The following is a 22,626-nucleotide window of genomic DNA, read 5'->3' on the forward strand; positions in this document are numbered from 1 at the left end:
CTGGCACTGACAAATATCAACGAGAGGCGAAGGTGTTGCAGGTATTAGGGTCGCCGCTATCGAACCCCTGCTTGAACCAGGTATAGCGCTGCTGCGAGGTGCCATGCGTAAAGCTGTCTGGCACCACTCTCCCCTGGCTTTGCTGCTGCAAACGGTCGTCACCAATCGCCTGCGCGGCATTCAATGCGGATTGCAGATCGCCCGCTTCCAGCATCTGCTGTTTCTCGGCGTAGTGGCCCCAAACGCCGGCAAAGCAGTCGGCCTGAAGCTCCATTTTCACCGACAGGCGGTTAACCTCTGCCTGGCTAGCCCCTTGCTGCATCTGGCGAACCTTGCGCTCAATCCCCAAGAGATTCTGCACGTGGTGGCCCACTTCATGCGCAACCACATAGGCTTGGGCAAAATCACCGCCAGCACCCAACTTGGTTTTCATATCCTGGTAGAACGAGAGATCAATATAGACCGTATCGTCCGCAGGGCAGTAAAACGGCCCCATTACCGATTGACCGGTGCCGCAGCCGGTACGCGTCGCGCCCCGGTACATCACCAGTTTCGGATCCTGATAGTTTTTCCCCATCTGCTTGAAGATTCCCTGCCAGTTATCTTCGGTGGACGCCAGCACCACCGAGGTAAACTTGGCCAGTTGATCGTCTTGCGGGCTGATGCTGGCGCTTTGCTGCTGAGACTGTGGGGAGACATCTCCGCCATTCAGCAGAGGAGTCAGGTCTACCCCGTAGTAACCGGCAACCAGCACCACGACCAGAATGATCAGGCCACCTTTGCCGCCGATAGGTATCCGGGGGCCGCCACCGCCGCCGCCCAGACCTGAAGACTGCCCACGGCGATCCTCGACATTGTCACTTTCTCGACGCCCTTGCCAACGCATAAATAAACTCCAGAGATGATTTTTAATAATCGTAGGAAACTAGCCCTGGTTACTATTATAAGGCGTTCGTGACGCAGCGAATGCAGTAATTTTCTGGAAAGTGGTGAATGAGGGGTGGGAGGCTCAGTTCGATGCTTTGCCCCTCACTCTAGCCCTTCCCCTGTAAGAGAGTGCTAAAGTGAGGGGCATGATTTAACGATTAGTCCAACTTCACGCCGATACGGCGAGCGACTTCTTCGTAGGCTTCAATCAGGCCACCCAGGCTCTGGCGGAAGCGATCCTTGTCCATCTTGGCCAGGGTATTCTTGTCCCACAGGCGGCTACCGTCCGGGGAGAACTCATCGCCCAGCACCACTTCACCGTTGAACAGGCCGAACTCCAGTTTGAAATCGACCAGGATCAGGCCCGCATCGTCAAACAGCTTGCTCAGCACGTCGTTAGCCATATAGCTAAGCTCGCGCATGCGCGCCAGATGCTCTTTGCTCACCCAGCCGAAGGTTTCGCAATAGGATTCGTTCACCATTGGGTCGTGCATCGCGTCGTTCTTCAGGAACAGATCAAACAGCGGCGGGTTCAGCGGCAAACCTTCTTCGATCCCCAAGCGCTTGACCAAAGAGCCTGCGGCACGGTTACGGATCACGCACTCAACCGGTACCATCTCCAGCTTTTTCACCAGCACTTCGTTGTCTGACAGCAGGCGTTCCATCTGCGTTGGGATACCGGCCTCTTCCAGCTTGCTCATAATGAAATGGTTGAACTTGTTGTTCACCATCCCTTTACGATCGAACTGCTCAATGCGCTGACCATCCAGTGCTGACGTATCGTTACGGAATTCCAACACCAGCAGATCCGGGTTTTCGGTGGTGTAGACGGTTTTTGCCTTGCCGCGATACAGTTCAGCTAGCTTTTGCATCTTAACTTACTCCAATGAGATGGTACCTTCCGGCTGCCTGGCAGCCTACTGGGCACAAAATTGACCTGATAAGTTCTTTGGTTTGCTGATAACTATTGTGCCAAATCTGCGACGCAAACGATACCGTATCAGCAAAACAAAAAGGGGCCGCAGCCCCTAGATGTAGTTATTTCACGCTGGTTTTACTGAAAGCCGTCTGGAGCACCGCTACCAGCGCATCGTTCTGCGACTGGGTCAACGGCTTACCTTTGGAATCGATAAATTGCAAACTGGTACGGTTATTCAAATCACCGACCTGCAGTTTGTAATCGCCTTCTTTCAGTTCAGGATCTTTGGCGCCCAACGCATCCCAATCACTGCTGCTCAGGGATTTGTAGGTTACGGCGACGCTACCCTGCGGACGGCTGCGGTCACCCACTTTCATCCCCAGTTTTTCCAGTGCCGGTGGCAAACGATCCCACACTACCGTGTACGGCGCACGCACGATCAGCGTTGGCAGGCCGGTGTCATCCGCACCGCTCTGCACGTCCAACACACCAACACGGTTGGCGGACTGGCTGCTCGACAGGTTGTCCTGCTTGTCCAGGCCTTCAACGATGGTGTTCATCATCATACCGTTGTAGCGCTGAACTTCAGATGGATCGGTAACCTTGTCGGTTTTCCCCTGCTGGCGCAGTTCGAGGGTTTTCACTACCAACGCTTGCTGATAACCCTGTTTCTGTACCGTGATCTGGTAGCGGCCTTCGTACTGGTTGTCTTCATCCAGACGGTTCCACTTCACCCAGTCGGTAGTCAGCGTTTGGCTGGCATCCGTACGTGAGGCGATCGGAATGTTTTTGCTCTGCAACAGGCTGGCTACGCGGGACCACAGGTTATCGTTCTGCGGGCTGCTTTCCAGCAGCAGCGTGCCGCTGTCACCGGCATATTGACCGCGGGAACCGCTCAGCAGTGCCAGCGGCTGTACCGGTGGCCGGATATCCAGTTGCTTGCCAACAGCGCCTTTCTGCGCGTTTGCCGGAACTTCATAATTACCAGTTTGTACCGGCAGGATCAGGCCGGACGGCGCGCTCAGCGGTTTGAGCGGTGCGGCGTCAAGATAGGCCTCATCGCCGCTAACCTGGCGTTTGTAGCGCTGATCGGTAGAACAAGCCGCCAGCGTCATCACCAGCGCTAATCCCACGACCGTTGCTAGCGTCGACTTTTGCAATGAATAAGCCATCAAATCTCCCTAAGAGTTACAGCAAACCGGCGCTTTTCAACGCACGCTCCACGACAGGACGGGCAGCGTCGGTCAACGGCGTCATAGGCAGACGCATCGTATCGGTTGCCATCAATCCCAATGCCTTACAGGCCCATTTCACCGGAATTGGGTTTGCTTCTACGAACAAATCCTGATGCAAAGGCATCAAGCGCTGATTCAAACGGCGGGCTTCGGCAAAATTGCCTTGCGCCGCCAGGCGGCAAAGTTCGACCATTTCACGCGCAGCCACGTTGGCCGTCACGGAAATCACCCCTTTGCCACCCAGTTGCATGAAGTCCAGACCGCTGGCGTCGTCGCCGCTCAGCAAAATGAAGTCTTCATCATCAACCAGCACTTGGATCTGACTAACACGACTTAAGTTCCCTGTTGCCTCTTTAACGGCAACAATATTCTTAATTTTGGCCAAACGAGCGATGGTTGGCGGCAGCATGTCACAACCGGTACGTGAAGGCACGTTATAGAGGATCTGCGGCAGATCGGTGCTTTCGGCAATGGCTTTGAAATGCTGGTACAGGCCTTCCTGGGTCGGTCTGTTGTAGTAAGGCGTGACCGACAGGCAGCCCACGACACCGGTATTGCTGAAACGCTGCGTCAGTGAGATAGCCTCGCTGGTGGCGTTGGCACCGGTACCGGCGATCACCGGAATACGGCCTGCGGCCAGTTCCAGCGTCTGCAAGACCACGTCCACATGTTCGTCATGGGGCAGCGTGGCGGACTCGCCGGTAGTTCCTACGGAAACGATCGCCGCAGTCCCACTGGCTACATGATAATCAATCAGTTTTTTTAGGCTCGCACGATCGACAGCACCTTTGGTGTCCATCGGCGTAACCAGTGCAACAATACTTCCCGTAAACATTGGCCGTCCCCTTCACAAACAAGTCACCCATGGTACTTTTGTCACCTATCCAAAAGCAAGCAAACAACGTGTCTAAGCGCTTGGCAGGCGGTTTTTTTTATGTTTACCTTGGTAACCCCATTCAGCACGACAGGAAGCTGCATTTTGCCTAAGCCTGATGAACACTATCTGGTGATCACCGCACTGGGCGCCGATCGCCCCGGTATCGTCAACGCCATCACCCGCCACGTCAGTAGCTGCGGGTGCAATATCGAAGATAGCCGTCTGGCCATGCTGGGTGAAGAGTTCACCTTCATCATGCTGCTTTCAGGTAGCTGGAACGCGATTACCCTGATCGAATCCACTTTGCCGCAAAAAGGCGCCGAGCTGGATTTACTGATCGTGATGAAACGCACAAACTCGCAAGAAAGACCGCCAATGCCAGCTACAGTGTGGGTACAGGTTGAGGTAAAAGACTCCCCGCATATCATCGAGCGGTTTACCGGCCTGTTTGATTCGAGCCAGATGAACATTGCCGAGCTGGTGTCACGGACTCAGCCAGCACAGGGGGATCAGCCCTCCCAGCTCTATATCCAGATCACCGCCCACAGTTCCGGTGGCCAGGATGCAACAAATATTGAACAAGCCTTTTATCGCCTATGTACAGAATTGAATGCGCAAGGCAGTATTAGCGTGGTGAACTATCCACAGCATGATGAGAGAGATGGAGAGTAGTTATGAGCCCATTGAAAGCCGGTGATACAGCGCCGAAATTTAGTTTACTCGACCAGGATGGCGAGGAAATTAATTTGGCCGACTTCCAGGGACAACGAGTACTGGTTTATTTTTATCCCAAAGCCATGACGCCAGGTTGCACCGTGCAAGCCTGTGGGTTACGGGATAACATGGATGAATTGAAAAAAGCGGGCGTCGAAGTGCTGGGCATCAGCACCGATAAACCCGAAAAGCTCTCGCGTTTTGTTGAGAAAGAACTGCTCAATTTCACGCTGCTATCCGACGAAGATCATCAGGTAGCTCAGCAGTTTGGCGTTTGGGGCGAGAAAACCTTCATGGGCAAAACCTATGACGGCATTCACCGTATCAGTTTCCTGATCGGCACCGACGGCAAGGTTGAAAAAGTGTTCGATGATTTCAAGACCACCAATCACCACGAAATCGTTCTGAACTACCTGCAGCAGTAAAGGGTAAAGCGCAGCAACATGAGTTGCTGCGCTTTATTTTTCTCACTTCACCTCATCCCCCACATCCACCAGCATGTCATCCGGCCAGGCGTGGATCACGGCTTTCACCAGCGTCGCTAACGGGATGGCGAAGAATACGCCCCAGAACCCCCACAGGCCGCCGAAGATAATCACCGAGAGTATGATCACCAGCGGATGCAGGTTGACCGCCTCGGAGAACAAGATCGGCACCAGCAGGTTGCCATCCAACCCTTGCACCACCAGATAAGCGATAATCAGCGTCCAGAAGTCGGCACCAATGCCCCACTGGAACATCGCCACCACCACCACCGGGATCGTCACCAGCACCGCGCCGATGTAAGGGATCAGCACCGAAAGGCCGACCAACACCGCCAATAACAGGGAATAGCGCATATCCAGGATGAAGAACACCAGATAGGTCGCCACCCCGACGATCACCATCTCCAGCACCTTGCCGCGAATATAGTTGGTGATCTGTTGGTTCATCTCGACCCATACCTGCCCTGCCAACCCACGGTTGCGCGGCAGCACGCGGCGCACCGCATTGATCATCTGCTCTTTGTCCTTCAGCAGGAAGAACGCCATCAACGGGACCAGGATCAGATAGATGGCCAGCGTCAGCAGCCCAACCAGTGAGGCCAGCGAGAATTTCACCACCGACTCACCCATGCCCGACAGACGCTCACGCAGGTTCTGCGCCATCATATCAATGATGCCTGCATCCACCAGCGCCGGATAGCGTGTCGGCAAGGTCGCCGCATAGTTGTAGAACTGATTGAGCATGCCCGGTAAATCGGTCATCAGGTTGATGCCCTGCTGCCAGGCGGTTGGCGCGACCACGAAGACCAACAGCATGGCAATACCGCCAAACACGATCAGCATGATACTTGCCGCCCAGGTGCGCGAACATCCCAGACGCTGAAGGCGAGCGGTAGGCCACTCCAGCAGGTAAGCAAGCACTAGCGCCACCAGCAAGGGGGTCAAGATACCGTGAAAAAAATAAAGGATGCAGAACCCGGCAACCAGGATCACCAGCAACGCAATAGCTTGTGGATCGGTGAAACGACGTCGGTACCACTGTAATAACAACTCCAACATCAGAGATTGCTCCTTATTCCATCAATGGGGGTGAGGCTCGCCAGTCCCTATGCGGCCGAGCAGATATGACATGATTTTTAGATAATTTTAGCCCGGTTATCACCGTGCAGACGTTTCAATGTGGGTTGTGGCTGGCTATGATGTGATAACGTTTGCCGCTCAGGCGCACGATCCCCTGAAAATGCATTTTTGTGAGCCAACGCACTTTCGCGCTGATTGTACTGGAGAGTCTGGCACGGAAGAAGAACTCTTATCTGATACTGACGTCTTACTTGATGACTTTATTGAGGGAATGACCTGACTATGACCATCCGGTTGACTAAAACAGCGTTAACAGTCCTGCTGCTCGGCTCACTTTGCACCTCTGCGTTGGCGCCGGTTAACGCCCAAACGCAAGACCAACTGCCGGATATGGGGACTTCCGCGGGGGGGACGTTGAGCATCGGCCAGGAACTGACCATGGGCGATTTTTACGTGCGGCAGCTACGCGCAAGCGCCCCGTTGATCAACGATCCGCTATTGACCCAATATATCAACCAGTTGGGTAACCGGCTGGTCGCCAGCGCCTATTCGGTGCGCACCCCGTTCCACTTCTTTCTAGTCCGTAACGACGAGATCAACGCCTTTGCCTTCTTCGGCGGCAACGTGGTGCTGCACTCGGCCCTGTTCCGTGAAACCGACAACGAGAGCCAACTGGCCTCGGTCCTGGCGCACGAAATCTCACACGTGACCCAGCGCCATCTGGCCCGCGCAATGGAAGACCAGCAACGCAACGCACCACTGACCTGGGTGGGCGCACTGGGCTCTATCCTGCTGGCGATGGCCAACCCAACCATGGGCATGGCGGCGCTGAGCGGTACGCTGGCGGGAACGCAGCAGGGGATGATCAGCTTCACCCAGGCAAATGAACAAGAGGCCGACCGTATCGGTATTCAGGTATTGCAGCGCGCCGGGTTCGATCCCGAAGCGATGCCAGACTTCTTGCAAAGGCTGGCCGATCAGTCCCGCTATGCCTCAAAACCACCGGAAATGCTGCTGACGCACCCATTGCCAGACAGCCGGCTTTCGGACGCCCGCAACCGCGCCAACCAAATGCCGCGCCATCTGGTGCAATCCAGCCAAGACTATCTGCTAGCAAGGGTACGTACGCTGGGCATGTACAGCTCGGAAGGCTATGGTCTGAGCGAAGACCTGCTGAACACTTACAGCAAAGGCAACATTCGCGAGCAAATAGCCGCCAAATATGGCCGGGCGATCCTGTTCTATGAAGCCAAGAAATACGACGAAGCGCGCAATCTTATTCAGCCGCTGCTGGCAAAGGATCCGAAAAACGTCTGGCTGCTGGATCTGCTGACCGACATCGATCTGGGTCAGAATAAGGCCGCTCAGGCCATTGCTCGCCTTGAGGCGGTCAATGCGGCGCAAAGCAATAACCCGGTGTTGCTGCTCAATCTGGCAAACGCCTACGTTGAGGGTAATCAACCCGCTCAAGCGTCAAAAATCCTCAACCGATATACCTTTGCCCATCCGGACGATCCGAACGGCTGGGATCTGTTGGCTCAGGCCAGTGCCGCCCAAGGTCTACGCGATGAAGAACTTTCCGCCCGGGCAGAAAGCCTGGCGCTGGCTGGCCGTCTGGATCAGGCGATCGGTTTACTCAGCAACGCCAGCTCATTACAAAAACTGGGCAGCCTGAAACAGGCTCGTTATGACGCGCGGATTGACCAACTGCGTCAGTTGCAAAGAACCTTCAGCAAGTTCCAACGCACTTGATTTGAACAAGGAAAGAGAAAAAATGAAAAACGTCACTATTTATCACAACCCACGCTGCTCGAAGAGCCGTGAGACGCTGGCACTGCTGGAACAGCATGGCGTTGAACCGCAGGTGGTGCTGTATCTGGATACGCCGCCTTCCGTCGCCGAGCTGAAAAAGCTGTTGCAAGAACTCGGTTTCACTTCGGCCCGCGAATTGATGCGCAAGAAAGAAGATCTCTACAAGGAACTGAAACTGGCGGATGACACCCTGAGCGAAGAGCAACTGCTGCAAGCGATGGTGAGCAATCCGAAACTGATCGAACGCCCAATAGTGGTCAAAGGCAGCAAAGCCCGCATCGGCAGACCACCGGAGCAGGTGCTGGAGATCCTGTGACGGCAAGCCGGGCGCTTATCAGCGCGTTGGCCGCACAGGACAGCGACGCCGCAGCTAGTGCTGCACAGGCGCATGTTCTGTCATTCCGCAGTGCGCTGTTACACGAAGGGTGAATAACCTAAAAATGGGTAATGGGGGAGTAGTGACCCACTACAGCCCCAGAATTTCCTTCACAAACGGAATGGTCAGCTTGCGTTGTGCCGTGATCGACGCGCGATCCAGCTGATCGAGCGTCATAAACAGCGTGCGCATTTCACGATCCAGGCGCTTGAGCAGGAAACGGCCCACGTCTTCCGGCAGTTCGAAACCACGCAGTTTGGCGCGCAGCTGCAACGCCTGTAGTTTCTCTTCGTCCGACAGTGGCTGTAGCTTGTAGATCTGCCCCCAATCCAGGCGCGAGGCCAGATCCGGCAAATGCAGATTTAGCTGGCGCGGCGGACGATCGCCAGTGATAAACAGGCGGGTGCGGCCAGTTTCCAGAATGCGGTTATAGAGATTGAAAATCGCCATTTCCCATTCTTCATCACCGGCAATACACTCGATGTTATCAATGCAGACCAACGCCAGCTGTTCCATGCCGTCCAGCACTTCGGGCACAAAATAGGCCCGCTTATCCAGGGGCACATAGCCTACTGCTTCGCCACGCTGCGAGAGTTCGGCACAGGCCGCATGCAACAAATGGCTGCGTCCCCCGCCTTCGCGTGACCAGAAATAGATGTAGCTACCATGCTCCTGACGGACTGCGGATTGGATCGCGGCTAATAAGGATGGGTTCTCACCCGGATAAAAACTGGCAAAAGTTTCATCATCGGGTAGATAAAGTGGCAATGAAAGCTGTGCCGGCGTATTCAGAAAAGCACCTCAACCAAAACTGGCAGGAAAACGCAATGAGTCTACCACAGAAAGCAACCGCTGTTGAACCCGCCATGAGAACAACGCGATTTAGTTGCCAAATTTGTCTTATACGGCAAAGCTGTTCTAAGATAAGTCGTACAAATTGACGATCACCGAAAGGAGTTAGACCGTGAAAGCGTGGAATAAAGTGCTATTGGCCTCAATGGTAGGTTTACTGCTGGTGGGCTGCGATGATGCCAAGGTCGATTCCCACCTGGATAAGGCCAAAGACAGTGCCGAACAAATGAAAGATGCGGCGGAAAAGAAAGCGGATCAACTGACCGACGATGCCAAGGCCAAAGCGGAAGAAATCAAGCAGGCTGCAGCGGCCCAGACGGAACAGCTGAAGGATCAGGCTTCCGCCATTAAAGATGACGCTGCCAAGCAGGCAGATGCCCTCACTGATGAGGCCAAGGCCAAAGCTGCAGCGATCAAACAGGATGCAGACAAACAAAGCCAGCAGCTGATCGATCAGGCCAAAAACATCAAGGCCGATGCGATTAACGGAGCTAACGATCTGGCACAACAGGCCAAGGCAAAAACCGAACAGCTCAAGAACAGCATGGACAATAAGGCTCAACAAGCCGACGGTAAAACCGAACAACCGGCCCAGCCTGCCAATCAATAAACAGAGTTGCTCTATATGGGCGCAGCATGCTGCGCCCGCTTGGCTACCCGCCCAAGTTGTCTATCAGCGTGATGATGGATAATTTAAAGTTTTTTGGGACATACCGATGTAGCGCAGGTGAGGACGCTCAGAACGTACGTAGCCAGTCAGAATACTTCGGAGTAACCTCCCCTAAAACCCTCGGGCTTTTCATCTTATATCCCCACCTGCATTGAGCAATGAGTTTACGGCGGATTATATTAAATCCGGATAAGACTTTACATGCACTGGGAATAATCCTATCCTTATGGGTGGCATTCATTACTCAGAGGATTGAGATGGTTGGTTACTATTTGATAGATAAAAAGATAGTTTACAATAATGATCACGGGGAAATTCTCAACCTTAATGAGCCAGAAGTAAAAGTAAAGCTTTCTAACCCTGCGGCTAAATGTTTACAGAAACTCATTGATGCAGATCATCAAATTGTCTCTCCAGATGAGCTTATCGATGACATTTGGGGACAGAAAGGTGTCATTGTAGGCACTAATACCCTATATCAGCATATCTATATCCTGAGAAAACACCTTTGCTTACTGGGATTAGATAAAAACATTATTAAAACAACTCCGCGCTCCGGGTTCAATATCCCGCAAGAATTTACTATTGAGCCATTTCAGGATGAAGTAGAGTACGTAAAACAAGAAGATCATCAAAAACAACAGCAACAGGTAGAAGAACAACCGGCATTAGCAATCAATGCGTCCCCCCCCCAAAAAAACAGCTTATTAAAAAGAAGTAGCACCTATTATTTAGTGATAGCCTCCACCCTCATTATTGTTTCATTACTTTATGTTTACAACACTAAAAACCCACCAATAATAAATTACTCATTAATGGGGAAATATCAACACTGTAATATCTATCAGAAAGATGGAAAATTCACCTTATTATATATCAAATCAAAAATTGATAAGCACAAGATGCAGTGCGATAAAGTAGGGAACCAGTCTTTGTATTATTTTGGAAATCCCGAGATTAAAAGGGAATCTATTTTCATATGTGATAATCGCATTGATGGTGATGCTAGAAGTAATTGTAAATCATATCATTGGTCTGGCTATGAAAACTAAATCCATCATTTCATTAGCAATGCTAATATGTGCCATCCTGGCCATAGCGTATTATTTTTTTTACTCAGAAAACAAAACAGAAAGTATCTCTTGCGAATCTAAGCTTTATTTGAAATTTGACGTCCCAAAACCTGGATTAGTCGCCAATTATAATATTTCAATAGACTTAAAAGGCGATAGCAGTAAAGATGATGGAAGAGGTAAATTTTCAGTAACTGCAAACTATTATGATGGGCAGAAAACGTACTATATCAGGCGTGATATCATTGTCAGCTACCAAGTTGACGATAATGGGTTGTATTTTTTTAAAACCCTTTATATCAACAAATATGCCCGAGACACCATTCCTGAAAATATTGAAAAACGCCTTGTGCCAGATGTTTATTCCAAAGTAAACAGTTTGTCAAGCTACGCCATACGCCCGGCAGGTAAGCAAGGGTATTTTATCTATGATCCCGATATTCCGATCTTGTACTGTAATCGGTTATAACCGGACAACCTTTTGCAGATGGACTCGAGATACATCGCCTGTCCATGAAGCCAATATTCTCACCGTTAAGGTGAGTAATATTGGCATAATCAATGGCCAGCAGGCTAATAGGCCTTTATGGGTTATTTTTGATCCAGTCGCTCTTCTGGCACATCGATCACTTCTTCTTCCTTGCGGTAGAGGCTGATCAGTTTGAACAGCAGGCTCAGGCCGACGCCAACGATGGTCGCCAGCGCCATACCTTTCAGCTCCGCTGCACCGATATGCACTTTCGCGCCGCTAACGCCAATAATCAGGATCACCGAAGTCAGGATCAGGTTCTGCGCCTTGTTGTAATCCACCTTGGATTCGATCAATACGCGGATACCCGAAGCGCCAATTACACCATACAGCAACAGGGAAACACCCCCCATTACCGGCACCGGTACCACCTGGATCGCCGCCGCCAGCTTGCCTACGCAGGAAAGCAGAATGGCCAGAATAGCCGCGCCGCCGATCACCCAGGTGCTATAAACCTTGGTGATGGCCATGACACCGATGTTCTCACCATAGGTGGTGTTAGGCGTAGAGCCGAAGAAGCCGGAGATCACGGTAGAAATCCCGTTGGCAAACATTGAGCGGTGCAGGCCCGGATCGCGCAACAGGTCTTTCTTGACGATGTTCGCCGTGACGACCAGGTGACCAACGTGCTCGGCAATCACCACCAAAGCCGCAGGCAGAATGGTGAAGATAGCAAACCACTCAAAGCGTGGCGTGTAGAAGGTCGGCAGGGCAAACCAGTGCGCGTCACGGATTGGTGTCAGATCTACCACCCCCATAAAGAACGACAGTGCATAGCCTACCAACACCCCGATCAGTATCGGGATAATCGCCAGGAAGCCGCGGAACAGCACCGAGCCCAATACGGTAACACCCAGCGTCACCAGTGAAATCGTGATGGTTGTGCTATCTGCGGAGGTGCCTTCCGCCGGTAATAGCCCGGCCATATTGGCCGCCACGCCCGCCAGTTCCAAACCGATGACGGCAACGATTGCGCCCATCGCCGCAGGCGGGAACATCACGTCCAGCCAGCCGGTTCCGGCCTTCTTGACGATCAGCGCCACCAGGCAGAACAGCACGCCACACATGATAAAACCACCCAGTGCAACCTCATACCCCAGCGGCAACAGCAGCAACACCGGTGAAATAAACGCAAAGCTGGACCCCAGATAGGCAGGTATCTTGCCTTTACAGATAAACAGATACAGCAATGTCCCCACGCCGTTGAACAACAGCACCGTCGCCGGGTTGATCTTGAACAGGATCGGCACCAGCACGGTGGCCCCGAACATGGCAAACAAATGCTGGAAGCTGAGTGGGATGGTCTGGAACAACGGCGGGCGTTCACTAACGCCGATGGCGCGACGGGTCATGGGGTGTTTTTCCTCTGAGTTAGTATCAGTTGTGTTAGCTTGGTGATTAATACCCAATGGATTGCCAGTGTTAGCAATCCAAAGGGCATTAAAAAGCCGACTCTCAGGTCGGCTTATTTATTATTTGGTACCAAATATCTTATCGCCTGCATCACCCAGGCCAGGCACGATGTACCCTTTGTCATTCAGACATTGATCGATCGACGCGGTATACAGCTCAACATCTGGATGCGCTTTCTCCAGCGCGGCGATCCCTTCAGGAGCGGCGACCAGCACCAACACCTTGATGCTGCTGCAACCGGCTTTCTTCAGCAGGTCGATAGTGGCGATCATCGAACCACCGGTAGCCAGCATTGGGTCAACCACCAGCGCCATGCGCTCGTCAATGTTGGAAACCAGTTTCTGGAAATAAGGGACCGGCTCCAGGGTTTCTTCATCACGATAAACCCCAACCACGCTGATACGAGCACTCGGAACGTGCTCCAGCACCCCTTCCATCATGCCCAGACCGGCACGCAGGATTGGCACTACGGTAATTTTTTTCCCTTTAATCTGCTCAACTTCAACCGGCCCACACCAGCCTTCGATGGTAACTTTCTCTGTCACCAGATCGGCGGTCGCTTCATAGGTCAGCAAACTACCCACTTCAGAAGCCAGCTCACGGAAGCGTTTGGTGCTGATATCGTGTTCGCGCATCAGACCAAGCTTGTGCTTAACCAGCGGGTGTTTCACCTCAACGATCTTCATCATTTTTCTCCTATTAAGGTGGTTGACGGCCAAAAAAATCGCCGGATTATACCGCCTTTTGCTCCCGACGCCACTACCAATAGCCGGATCGAGATCAACAAAAGAGTGATCAACAGTATAGAAGACGAAAAGTTCGAGCGGGCTCACATGGTTCTCGCAAACGTTTGCTTGCGCTGTTAGAATTGCCGCGCCTGGTTCCGGCATCACCGCCGGAAGCACCGTTCTCAAACCGCAAACCGTCGTGGGGATCGCGCAGTGACCGACAAAACCTCTCTCAGCTATAAAGACGCAGGTGTCGATATCGATGCTGGCAACGCATTGGTAGACCGCATCAAAGGTGTAGTGAAACAGACCCGCCGCCCGGAAGTCATGGGTGGGCTGGGCGGTTTTGGCGCCCTGTGCGCGTTGCCGCAGAAATACCGCGAGCCGATACTGGTTTCCGGCACCGACGGCGTGGGCACCAAGCTGCGTCTGGCAATGGATTTAAAACGCCACGACACCATCGGTATCGATCTGGTGGCGATGTGTGTTAACGATCTGGTGGTTCAGGGCGCTGAGCCGCTGTTCTTCCTCGATTACTTCGCCACCGGCAAGCTGGATGTGGATACTGCCGCCAGCGTGATCACCGGGATTGCCGAAGGCTGTAAACAATCCGGCTGTGCGTTAGTGGGTGGTGAGACCGCCGAAATGCCCGGCATGTACCACGGTGAAGACTATGACGTCGCCGGTTTCTGCGTGGGCGTGGTTGAAAAATCCGAAATCATCGACGGCAGCAAAGTGCAGTCTGGCGATGCGCTGATCGCACTGGGCGCTTCGGGCCCGCACTCCAACGGTTATTCGCTGGTGCGCAAGATCCTGGAAGTGAGCAAGACCGATCCCACTACTACCGACCTGGCAGGCAAACCGCTGGCAGATCATCTGCTCGAGCCGACCAAGATTTACGTCAAATCGGTACTGGAATTGATCGAGAAAGTGGAAGTACATGCGATTGCTCACCTGACCGGTGGCGGTTTCTGGGAAAACATCCCACGCGTGCTGCCAGAAGGGATGCAGGCGGTGATCGACGAATCGAGCTGGCAGTGGCCTGCCGTGTTTAGTTGGTTGCAGCAGGCGGGCAACGTGAGCCGCCATGAAATGTACCGTACCTTTAACTGCGGTGTCGGTATGGTGATCGCGCTGCCACAGGAGTCGGTAGAAAAAGCCATCGCCATATTGACCGCCGCGGGTGAAAAAGCCTGGCAGATTGGTAAACTGACCGCTTCTTCTGACGAACAACAAGTGGTCATCCAGTGATGAAAAAGATTGTGGTGTTGGTCTCCGGCCAGGGGAGTAATCTCCAGGCACTGATCGACGCCTGCCAACAGGGCCGGATCGCCGCCACTATCGTGGCGGTACTCAGCAACAACGCACAGGCTTATGGCCTGCAGCGTGCCGAAGAGGCTGGCATTGCCGCTCAAGCGCTGGATGCCAAATCCTTTGCCGATCGCGAAGCCTTTGACGCCGCGCTGGCGCAAGCTATCGACCAATACCAACCCGATCTGGTGGTGCTGGCCGGTTATATGCGCATTCTCAGCAACGCGTTTGTGCAGCGCTATGCCGGGCGCATGCTGAATATCCACCCTTCCCTGCTGCCGAAATACCCCGGGTTGCATACCCATCGCCAAGCTATCGACAACGGCGACGCCGAGCATGGCACTTCGGTACATTTCGTCACGGAGCAGCTCGACGGTGGCCCGGTGATCCTGCAAGCCAAGGTGCCGATCTTCCCCGGTGACGAGGAAGATGAGGTCATTGAGCGGGTGCAGACCCAGGAACACACCATATACCCTCTGGTGGTGAGCTGGTTTATCGAAGGGCGGCTGGCAATGCGCGACAACGCTGCCTGGCTGGATGGTGAACGCCTGCCAGCACAAGGCTATGCCGCCGACTGACCCGCAATTTAACCGCAAGCTAAACGGTGCCTTTCACGGTGCCGTTTTTTTTCGCCTTCAATCAGCTCCTGAGGTTATACTTTTGCCAGATTAATAATACCGAGGAGAATGTATGTCGAGTACCACCAACGTCAGGCTACGCCCGCTGGAGCGGGAAGATCTGGCGTTTGTTCACCAGATGGATAACAACGCCAGCGTCATGCGCTACTGGTTCGAAGAACCCTATGAAGCCTTTGTCGAGCTTTCCGATCTGTACGATAAACACATTCACGACCAGAGCGAACGGCGTTTTATCATCGAGCATGAAGGGGCCAAAGTCGGGCTGGTTGAACTGGTAGAGATCGACCATATTCACCGCCGCGCCGAATTCCAGATCATCATCGATCCGGCGCATCAGGGCAAAGGCTACGCCAGCACCGCCGCCAAACTGGCGATGGACTACGGCTTCTCGGTACTTAACCTGTATAAGCTGTATTTGATCGTCGATAAAGAAAACCCGAAGGCGATCCATATTTACAGCAAGCTGGGCTTTGAGGTGGAAGGCGAACTGATTGACGAATTCTTCGTTAGCGGCGCATACCGCACCGTGCTGCGCATGTGCATCTTCCAGCCGCAGTATTTGGCGAAGTTCAAGACTGCCCAGCCTGGCGATAGGCCATTGGTTAAATAGCAGTAAACCGGGGAGATATTCCTCTCCCCGAAAGATCCAGAATTACTTCGCGCCCAGATAATCCCATTTCCCCACTTCCACACCCTGATTACGCAGGATGTTGTAGGCGGTGGTCAGATGGAAATAAAAGTTGGGGAGGGCGAAAGTCAGCAGGAAATCTTGCGCGGTGAAGTGAAAATCACGCGTTTTGCTTTTTATCTCAATATTGCGGCCATCGGCCTCGGCGAAATCGGCCGCCTGGAAGCCCTGCACATAGGCGATAGTTTTTTCGATACGCTGGTACAGCTCGGCAAAGCTGGCTTCGTTATCCGGCATGGACGGTACTTCCTGCCCGGCTAATCTGGCCACTGCGCCTTTGGCTGCATCGCTGGCAATCTGTACCTGCCGCAGCAGTGGAAACATATCTGGCGCCAGTCGGGCTTCTAACAGCACGCTTTCAGCCTGCTGCTTCTGCTGCAAGAACTGCTCACCTTTTTTCAGTAACGCCGACAGGATCTGCAAACCACGGACAAACTGCATTGGGGAATGGGCATAAATCGATAAAGACATACAACCTCCAGATGTGAGTGACCACCCATCTTACGCCGGTTGCCAGAGTATTGTCGTTGAGTTGTTTGACAGGTTGTGTCCGCGCCCAATATTCATGTACAAAATCAATTTAGCCTTAATAATCACACAAATAAACAATTTGCGTGGCCACTTCAGATTATCCTTGGTTGGTCAAGCGAGTGGTGAATTAGGCGACAATATTAGGTATCATCACTCGCTACTACGGATAGCCTAACAGGAACCGTCACGCTGGCTGCCGCTTGGCATCCCGCACTTTCGCGGCGAATGGACTTCAAACGGCCTGAAAAACATGCGTAATTACAACTTATTATGGTGTATATGGGGATTATGGACGTTGTCCATCGTTCTCTGGCTGACAGGGATCAGCTTCACCGGTATCTACATAAAACGCGCGCTGCTGGCCGCCTTGGTCCTGGCACTGTTGGCAACGCTGGCGTTTATCTACAAAATAACAAGGACGAATCAAATGCTGTCATTCAATAAGAAAAATAAAGCCGTTAATGAAGAAAAAGCGCAGGAGCTGATCGATCAGCCCGTGCCTCAGCCGGTTGCTCACTCTGAGCCAAACACCCTGCCTGAAGTTGCCGACGCCATTAAGCCAATCCGTGCCAAGAAAGACACCTTTATCTCCAATGGTGCACTGTTCACCGGCGTGATCGAAGGCGATGGCAATATCATTGTCGAAGGTCGGGTTGAGGGAAACATCATTTGCAGCCACATGGTGCGTATTGAAACCAGCGGCCATGTCAAAGGCGAGATCCGCGCCCAGCAGATCATGATCAATGGCCCGGTTGAAGGCCGTTGCTTCGCCGACTCGCTGTCAATCCAGCCTAAGGGCAGCATGCGCGGGGATATTTTCGCCGACGAAATCTCCATCGAGAAAGGCGGCCTGTTTATTGGCCAGTCGCAGCTGATGCAAAAAACGCCTCCTCAGGCCCAGCCCTCTCAGGCAAAAGTGACCGCGCTGAAAAAGGTTGAACCTGAACAGCAGGAACAACCGACCCCGCAGCCGAGCAAGCATGCCAATTAAGCTCCTCGCCCGTCAACCATAGCGGCCAGTGATGTAATCCTCTGTGCGGCGTTGGCGTGGCGAAGTGAAAATCGCGTCGGTATCGTTATATTCCACCAGCGTCCCCTGGTGGATAAACGCCGTATAGTCGGAAACCCGCGCGGCCTGCTGCATGTTGTGAGTCACCAGCACCACGCTGTAGCGCTGTTTCAGCACCGAAATCAACTCCTCGATGGTTAAGGTGGAAATCGGATCCAGCGCAGAGGTCGGCTCATCAAGCAGCAACACTTCCGGTTCAACCGCGATCGCCCGTGCAATCACCAACCGTTGTTGTTGGCCGCTGGACAGGCGGAACGCATTTTCCCGTAGCCGATCTTTCACCTCGTGCCACAGCGCGGCGGCACGCAAGGATCGCTCTACGGCTTCATCCAGAATACGCCTGTCGCGGACGCCCTGTAAGCGCAGGCCGTAAACCACGTTTTCGTAGATCGATTTCGGGAACGGGTTGGGCCTCTGGAATACCATGCCCACGCGCCGCCGCAATGCGGCAACGTCAATCTGCGGGCCGGAAATGGTTTCGCCATTAAGCTGCAGTTCGCCGTCAATCCGGCAGCGATCCACCAGATCGTTCATCCGGTTAAAGCAGCGCAACAGCGTCGACTTGCCGCAGCCAGAAGGGCCGATCAGCGCCGTCACCCGGTGTTTGGGAATGCGCAGGGAAATATTGTGCAGCACCTGCTTGTCACCATAAAACAGATCCAGACCGTTGACCGCCAGCGCGGTATGCTCATCGGCCAACTGCTGGACATCCAACCGGGGTAGGCTGCCCGGCGTTATCAGACTCATTTGGCGCTCCCCAAAAGATTCAACCTAGTTACTGCGACCATGCTTTATACCGTTCCCTTAGCGAATGCCGGATGCCCATTGCCGTCAGATTCAACCCAACAACAATTAACACCAGCAGGAATGCCGTGGCAAACACCAGTGGCCGCGCCGCTTCTACGCTAGGGCTCTGAAACGCCATATCGTAAATTTGGAAGCTCAGGTGCATGAATTTACGTTCCAGGTGCAAATAGGGGAAAATATCGTCCACCGGCAGCACCGGTACCGATTTCACCACGCCAACCAGCATAAGCGGTGCCGTTTCCCCCGCTGCTCGTGCTACGGCCAGGATCAGGCCGGTCATCATCGCCGGTGCCGCCATCGGCAGCACGATCCGCCAGAGCGTTTCCGCCCGGGTGGCTCCCAGAGCCAAAGACCCCTGGCGCAACGAAACGGGAATACGCGACAACCCTTCTTCAGTGGCAACAATCACCACCGGCAAGGTCAGCAATGCCAGGGTCAAGGCGGCCCACAGCACGCCCGGTGTGCCGAACGTCGGGTTCGGCAAGGAATCGGCGTAAAACAGCCGATCGAGCGAGCCCCCCACCATATAGACAAAGAACCCCAGACCAAATACCCCGTAGACGATCGACGGCACCCCCGCCAGATTCACTACCGAGATGCGGATCAGCCGCGTCAGCAGATTATTACCGGCATACTCGTGCAGATAGACGGCGGCAATCACGCCAAACGGCATCACCACGATCGACATCAGGATCACCATCAACACGGTACCAAAGATCGCCGGGAACACGCCCCCTTCGGTATTGGCTTCTCGTGGGCTGTCGGTCAGGAATTTTTGTACTTGCTTGGTCCAATGCGCCAACTTCTGCCCGTTGCTCATGTCATTGGGATACCAGGCATCGCGCACCTGGCTCAGGGCAATGGTGTGAACCTGCCCGTGCATGTCGCGCAGCAGCAAGGCATCACGCTGGCGATCGCGTTCCAACCCTTGCAGTTTGCCTGCAAGCTGGCGGTATTGGCGTTGCAACTCCTGCCGTTCGGCACGGATAGAGGCTTGCCAACGTGCATCCAGCTTATTCTCACGCTGCAGGCTCTTTTCATGCAGGCGCAAATGTTCAAACTGTTCGTTAATCCGCGCCATGTCGCGGAACTGAATATCACGCGCCTGTCGCGTCAGCGCCGCAATCTGCGGCAAGCGCTGTTGCAACGCCTGGCTCAGATCGCTGCCGGTCAACGGTTGGCCATCCTCCAGTAAACCAGCCAGGTAGCCGTAGGCGGTGCCGTTGCTGTTACGCTCCAACACTAATAAATCGCGTGGGGTGGTCATTCTACCGACGTCACTGGCCAGCAAAGTACGGAAATCCTGCCCTTCGCTTTCCCGGTTTCCCACTTTGATCAGGTAGCGGATAAAGCTTTGCGCTTCCCCTGGTGGCAACGCAACACCGGCGTCTTGCAATTGCTGGCGCGAGATCGTCTGCCGTTGATACAGCTCCCCCACGATCGTTACCGGGCCTGCGGCCGTCTGATTCAGCTCGAACTGATAGACCGGGCTAGGCCAGAAATAACGCGTCCCCTGCCCGGCCAGCAGCAGTAAAATGCCGATCAGCGCCAGCAGGCTGATGGCCACCGATGCCGCCGTCAGCCAAATCCACGGGGAGCCGCTTTTCACCCAGCTTCTCATGGTGTCTCCTGGTTCAGCGTATAGCGCTTACGCAAGCGTAAGCGTACCGCCTCCGCCAGCGTGTTAAACACAAAGGTAAAGATAAACAGCACCAGCGCGGTCAGGAACAGCACCCGATAATGGCTACTGCCCGTGACGGCCTCTGGCATTTCGATCGCGATATTGGCCGCCATCGCCCGTAAGCCCTGGAACAGGCTGCCGTCGATCAGCGGCGTGTTGCCGGTGGCCATCAGCACGATCATGGTTTCCCCCACCGCGCGGCCAAAACCGATCATCAGCGCAGAGAAAATACCGGCGCTGGCGGAAGGCAACACTACGCGCAACACGGTTTGCCACTGGGTAGCCCCCAGGGCCAATGACCCCCGGCTAAGCGAGGCAGGCACGCTGAACAACGCATCCTCTGCCAGCGAAAAGATAATCGGCACCAGTGCGAAGCCCATCGCCACGCCCACCACCAACGTATTGCGCTGGTCGAAGTCCTCGCCCAACCAGAAATGCAGCGGCTCACCAAACAGCTTAAGCTCCAGCCAAGGCCCTACGGCAAGCGCCAGCCAAACCGTTAGCACCACTACAGGTAACAGCAACAGTAAATCCCAACCCGGTGACCAAGGCCGCGTCGTAAATCGGTTAACCAGCCAACTGCATAACAGCACGACCCCGGCCAACAGGAACGGCAAGGCCAACACGGCCAGCAGATAACGCTCGATCATCGGCGCCAGCCAGATACCGGCCACCAGCCCAATCACCACCGTTGGTAACGCGCCCATCACCTCGACCGCCGGTTTGACGACCCGCCTTAACCCTGCCGACATAAAGCAGGCGGTATAGATCGCCCCGGCCAGCGCCAGCGGGATGGCGAATAACATGGAGTACGCTGCCGCCTTGAAGGTGCCAAAGATCACCGGCATCAGGCTGAATTTAGCCTGGTAGCTATCTTCACCCGAAGTGGATTGCCACACATACGCCGGTTCAGGGTAGTTCTCATACCACAGCCGCTGCCACAGGGAACGCCAGGTGACGTCTGGATAGAGATTATCCACGGCGTAATGCTGCCAACCCTGGGCAGTTTCCAGCAACAGACCGTCGCCACGTGGGGCAAACGCCATCTGTTGTACGTTGACGGGGAGCTTGTCCTTCAGCAACGGCTTGGACTGGATACTGGAAAACAAGGCGAACTCGCCCTGCGGCTGCAAGGTTGCGAATACCCGCCGATATGGCTCGGCGACCAACAACTCCTGCGTGGTAGTCTGATGGGCAAATTGCTGTATCGGTGCTAACTGATAGCGCTGGTTTTTCTCCACATCAAACCATTCACGCAGGCTACCGTCGCCAGCCTGGATCAATAATGCGCTCCCCCCCGGCAACGCCGTCAGACGGTAGGGAGGATGTTCACCCAGGGTTCGCGTCTCTCGCAGCTGCGGCTGTGCCCCTTCAATCTGATAACGGGCCAGTTGGTTGCCGGTTAACAGATAAAGCTGGCGGCCATCCGGCGTTAGCAACAGTTGTTGTGGCACGTCGGTCAAAGGGATTTCCGTGGGTTGGCCCTGAAGCGTCGGGTTGAAACGCCCAAACAGCAGCCGGTTGCCGTCCGTTACCGCCGCCAGCAGGAAGTTACCCCGGCGGACTTGCGCCAGGCTTAGCAATGTCAGTGCTTGCCCATGGGGATCAAACGCCAAGGGCTCCTGCCCCAGCGGAAAGCGCCACTGCGGTTCACCACCGCCCGCCGGTGCAAAATCGGCCTGGGTAACTATCAATCGGCCATCCGCCCGCGCCAGGGCAAACAGGTCACGCTCTCCAACCGCATGAGCCAATAATGTTGGCTGGCTCAATAGCGTTTGCTGTATAGGAGTATTGTTCGGTGCCTGCAACGGATAAAAATGCCCTTCCCCCTGGCGATCGATGCGATAACCAATACGCTGCTGTACGTCCATCCCGATAGCCAGCGCCGGGGAGCTGTAGCTCATTGGCAATACGCGTGAAGTGCCTAGCGAGGCCGGTTTGAACAGCGGTAAAACCGAAAGCAATAGATAGACAAAGATCAGCATCAGCGTCATCAATACCAGCAGCCCGCTGACGGTCACGGCTCCTTGTACGCCACGATCAACGTGCGCACGCAGGCGATCGCGGGGATGTTGGTTAAGCGTTGTCTGTGCCATTTGCCTGTCGTCGGTTCCGTTGTCGGGCTTGCACCCAAAGATAACCGGGCATCTTATGTCAGTTTTGTGACGTTTGCATGACAAAGTTGCCGGGAGCCATGCTGGAGGAATAACA

23 protein-coding genes are annotated in these 22,626 nt (G+C 54.1%); 11 read left to right on the forward strand and 12 right to left on the reverse strand.

All coding sequences use genetic code 11. The annotated features are described in order from the left end of the window. Nucleotides 1-16 precede the first annotated feature (16 nt). The 4 genes from KGP17_RS19535 to dapA form a co-directional block, all read right to left on the reverse strand. Entirely contained in the window at nucleotides 17-886 is an 870-nt protein-coding gene (locus KGP17_RS19535; protein WP_021807109.1) for a neutral zinc metallopeptidase, read from the reverse strand. 199 nt (nucleotides 887-1,085) lie between these two features. Continuing rightward, entirely contained in the window at nucleotides 1,086-1,799 is a 714-nt protein-coding gene (gene purC / locus KGP17_RS19540) for a phosphoribosylaminoimidazolesuccinocarboxamide synthase (RefSeq protein WP_021178747.1), read from the reverse strand. Nucleotides 1,800-1,965: 166 nt separating this feature from the next. After that, entirely contained in the window at nucleotides 1,966-3,018 is a 1,053-nt protein-coding gene (gene bamC / locus KGP17_RS19545; protein WP_021807110.1) for an outer membrane protein assembly factor BamC, read from the reverse strand. 16 nt (nucleotides 3,019-3,034) lie between these two features. Then, on the reverse strand, nucleotides 3,035-3,916 hold the full coding sequence (dapA, locus tag KGP17_RS19550; protein ID WP_021807111.1) for a 4-hydroxy-tetrahydrodipicolinate synthase: 882 nt from the start codon (nucleotides 3,914-3,916) through the stop codon (nucleotides 3,035-3,037). Nucleotides 3,917-4,015: 99 nt separating this feature from the next. Here dapA and KGP17_RS19555 point away from each other — a divergent pair, with 99 nt between their 5' ends. Next, the gene (locus KGP17_RS19555) at nucleotides 4,016-4,630 is read left to right on the forward strand and encodes a glycine cleavage system transcriptional repressor (RefSeq protein ID WP_021807112.1); all 615 of its coding nucleotides are present in this window, start codon (nucleotides 4,016-4,018) and stop codon (nucleotides 4,628-4,630) included. Between the two features lie 2 nt (nucleotides 4,631-4,632). Beyond that, nucleotides 4,633-5,097: a thioredoxin-dependent thiol peroxidase gene (gene bcp, locus KGP17_RS19560; protein ID WP_021178751.1), complete on the forward strand. Its 465-nt coding sequence runs from the start codon at nucleotides 4,633-4,635 to the stop codon at nucleotides 5,095-5,097. A gap of 42 nt (nucleotides 5,098-5,139) precedes the next feature. Here the strand turns inward: bcp and KGP17_RS19565 are convergent, their stop codons facing one another. Beyond that, complete coding sequence (locus tag KGP17_RS19565; protein ID WP_021807113.1) at nucleotides 5,140-6,216, reverse strand: AI-2E family transporter; 1,077 nt, start codon at nucleotides 6,214-6,216, stop codon at nucleotides 5,140-5,142. A 303-nt stretch (nucleotides 6,217-6,519) separates the two neighbouring features. Between KGP17_RS19565 and KGP17_RS19570 the strand changes: the two genes are divergently transcribed. Both KGP17_RS19570 and arsC read left to right on the forward strand, forming a co-directional pair. Next, on the forward strand, nucleotides 6,520-7,989 hold the full coding sequence (locus KGP17_RS19570; RefSeq protein ID WP_021807115.1) for a M48 family metallopeptidase: 1,470 nt from the start codon (nucleotides 6,520-6,522) through the stop codon (nucleotides 7,987-7,989). Nucleotides 7,990-8,011: 22 nt separating this feature from the next. Continuing rightward, nucleotides 8,012-8,365: an arsenate reductase (glutaredoxin) gene (arsC, locus tag KGP17_RS19575; RefSeq protein WP_021807116.1), complete on the forward strand. Its 354-nt coding sequence runs from the start codon at nucleotides 8,012-8,014 to the stop codon at nucleotides 8,363-8,365. A 150-nt stretch (nucleotides 8,366-8,515) separates the two neighbouring features. Here the strand turns inward: arsC and hda are convergent, their stop codons facing one another. Continuing rightward, complete coding sequence (gene hda, locus KGP17_RS19585) at nucleotides 8,516-9,217, reverse strand: DnaA inactivator Hda (RefSeq protein WP_024484905.1); 702 nt, start codon at nucleotides 9,215-9,217, stop codon at nucleotides 8,516-8,518. Between the two features lie 172 nt (nucleotides 9,218-9,389). On the opposite strand from hda, the gene KGP17_RS19590 reads away from it, so the two are divergent. The 3 genes from KGP17_RS19590 (at nucleotide 9,390) to KGP17_RS19600 (ending at nucleotide 11,489) form a co-directional block, all read left to right on the forward strand. Next, on the forward strand, nucleotides 9,390-9,887 hold the full coding sequence (locus KGP17_RS19590; protein ID WP_021807118.1) for a hypothetical protein: 498 nt from the start codon (nucleotides 9,390-9,392) through the stop codon (nucleotides 9,885-9,887). Nucleotides 9,888-10,204: 317 nt separating this feature from the next. After that, entirely contained in the window at nucleotides 10,205-10,999 is a 795-nt protein-coding gene (locus tag KGP17_RS19595) for a winged helix-turn-helix domain-containing protein (protein WP_223498182.1), read from the forward strand. Next, nucleotides 10,989-11,489 carry a hypothetical protein gene (locus KGP17_RS19600; protein WP_223498183.1) on the forward strand — a complete coding sequence of 167 codons (501 nt, stop codon included), beginning with the start codon at nucleotides 10,989-10,991 and terminating at the stop codon, nucleotides 11,487-11,489. The genes KGP17_RS19595 and KGP17_RS19600 overlap by 11 nt, the downstream gene beginning before the upstream one ends. A gap of 122 nt (nucleotides 11,490-11,611) precedes the next feature. Here KGP17_RS19600 and uraA read toward each other — a convergent pair whose 3' ends face one another. Continuing rightward, nucleotides 11,612-12,901, reverse strand: coding sequence for a uracil permease (gene uraA, locus KGP17_RS19605; protein ID WP_021178765.1), 1,290 nt, complete (start codon nucleotides 12,899-12,901; stop codon nucleotides 11,612-11,614). Nucleotides 12,902-13,021: 120 nt separating this feature from the next. After that, on the reverse strand, nucleotides 13,022-13,648 hold the full coding sequence (gene upp, locus KGP17_RS19610; RefSeq protein ID WP_024484908.1) for a uracil phosphoribosyltransferase: 627 nt from the start codon (nucleotides 13,646-13,648) through the stop codon (nucleotides 13,022-13,024). Between the two features lie 255 nt (nucleotides 13,649-13,903). Between upp and purM the strand changes: the two genes are divergently transcribed. The 3 genes from purM to speG all read left to right on the forward strand — a co-directional run bounded on the left by purM (nucleotide 13,904) and on the right by speG (nucleotide 16,249). Continuing rightward, complete coding sequence (gene purM / locus KGP17_RS19615) at nucleotides 13,904-14,941, forward strand: phosphoribosylformylglycinamidine cyclo-ligase (protein WP_021807122.1); 1,038 nt, start codon at nucleotides 13,904-13,906, stop codon at nucleotides 14,939-14,941. After that, entirely contained in the window at nucleotides 14,941-15,579 is a 639-nt protein-coding gene (purN, locus tag KGP17_RS19620) for a phosphoribosylglycinamide formyltransferase (RefSeq protein ID WP_021807123.1), read from the forward strand. Before purM ends, purN begins: the two co-directional genes overlap by 1 nt. Before the next feature lie 112 nt (nucleotides 15,580-15,691). After that, nucleotides 15,692-16,249: a spermidine N1-acetyltransferase gene (gene speG, locus KGP17_RS19625; protein ID WP_037376386.1), complete on the forward strand. Its 558-nt coding sequence runs from the start codon at nucleotides 15,692-15,694 to the stop codon at nucleotides 16,247-16,249. Between the two features lie 42 nt (nucleotides 16,250-16,291). On the opposite strand, the gene KGP17_RS19630 is transcribed toward speG, so the two are convergent. Continuing rightward, nucleotides 16,292-16,798 carry a DUF1993 family protein gene (locus KGP17_RS19630; protein WP_021807124.1) on the reverse strand — a complete coding sequence of 169 codons (507 nt, stop codon included), beginning with the start codon at nucleotides 16,796-16,798 and terminating at the stop codon, nucleotides 16,292-16,294. Between the two features lie 355 nt (nucleotides 16,799-17,153). Between KGP17_RS19630 and KGP17_RS19635 the strand changes: the two genes are divergently transcribed. Beyond that, on the forward strand, nucleotides 17,154-17,849 hold the full coding sequence (locus KGP17_RS19635) for a polymer-forming cytoskeletal protein (protein WP_021807125.1): 696 nt from the start codon (nucleotides 17,154-17,156) through the stop codon (nucleotides 17,847-17,849). A gap of 12 nt (nucleotides 17,850-17,861) precedes the next feature. On the opposite strand, the gene pstB is transcribed toward KGP17_RS19635, so the two are convergent. Genes pstB through KGP17_RS19650 form a run of 3 tightly spaced genes read right to left on the reverse strand, consistent with a single transcriptional unit; the run spans nucleotide 17,862 to nucleotide 22,511 of the window. Then, nucleotides 17,862-18,674 (reverse strand): phosphate ABC transporter ATP-binding protein PstB, encoded by an 813-nt coding sequence (pstB, locus tag KGP17_RS19640; protein ID WP_021178772.1) that lies wholly within the window; start codon nucleotides 18,672-18,674, stop codon nucleotides 17,862-17,864. Between the two features lie 28 nt (nucleotides 18,675-18,702). Continuing rightward, nucleotides 18,703-20,355, reverse strand: coding sequence for a phosphate ABC transporter permease PstA (pstA, locus tag KGP17_RS19645; protein WP_179251995.1), 1,653 nt, complete (start codon nucleotides 20,353-20,355; stop codon nucleotides 18,703-18,705). Then, nucleotides 20,352-22,511, reverse strand: a complete 2,160-nt coding sequence (locus KGP17_RS19650) for an ABC transporter permease subunit (protein WP_223498184.1) — start codon at nucleotides 22,509-22,511, stop codon at nucleotides 20,352-20,354. Before KGP17_RS19650 ends, pstA begins: the two co-directional genes overlap by 4 nt. Nucleotides 22,512-22,626 lie beyond the last annotated feature (115 nt).

It is taken from the genome of Serratia sp. JSRIV001, from assembly GCF_019968745.1.
Lineage (GTDB): Bacteria > Pseudomonadota > Gammaproteobacteria > Enterobacterales > Enterobacteriaceae > Chania > Chania fonticola_B.